The sequence below is a fragment of the Chromohalobacter sp. HP20-39 genome (genome assembly GCF_033052815.1).
In the GTDB taxonomy this organism is placed as follows: Bacteria; Pseudomonadota; Gammaproteobacteria; order Pseudomonadales; family Halomonadaceae; genus Chromohalobacter.
Genome location: NZ_JAWHTP010000714.1, coordinates 1 through 269 on the forward strand (window position 1 = coordinate 1; position 269 = coordinate 269).

The following is a 269-nucleotide window of genomic DNA, read 5'->3' on the forward strand; positions in this document are numbered from 1 at the left end:
GCCGCGCACTCGTGGAGAAGACCCTGGAGAGGTGGGGCCGCATCGATATCCTGATCAACAACGCAGGCGACGAGCCGGCCCGATTCAACAGAGTTATGTCGGAACTCGATCCGAGTGACTTGGCGTCGGCGCTTCGGGTCAATGTCTACGGTGCCTACAACCTGACGCTCGCTGCGTGGGGTGCGCTCAAGGAGAGACGAAGCGGGCGTGTTGTCTTCGTCGGGTCGGGGCACATGTTCGGTTCGTACGGGGACTTGGGATTGATCCCG

General features: G+C 61.7%; 1 protein-coding gene. It reads left to right on the forward strand.

Going from position 1 to position 269, the window contains the following annotated elements; translation table 11 throughout:
- Window positions 1-11: 11 nt before the first annotated feature.
- A partial coding sequence (locus RVY79_RS19810; RefSeq protein ID WP_317466277.1) for an SDR family oxidoreductase occupies window positions 12-269 on the forward strand: 258 nt, incomplete at its 3' end.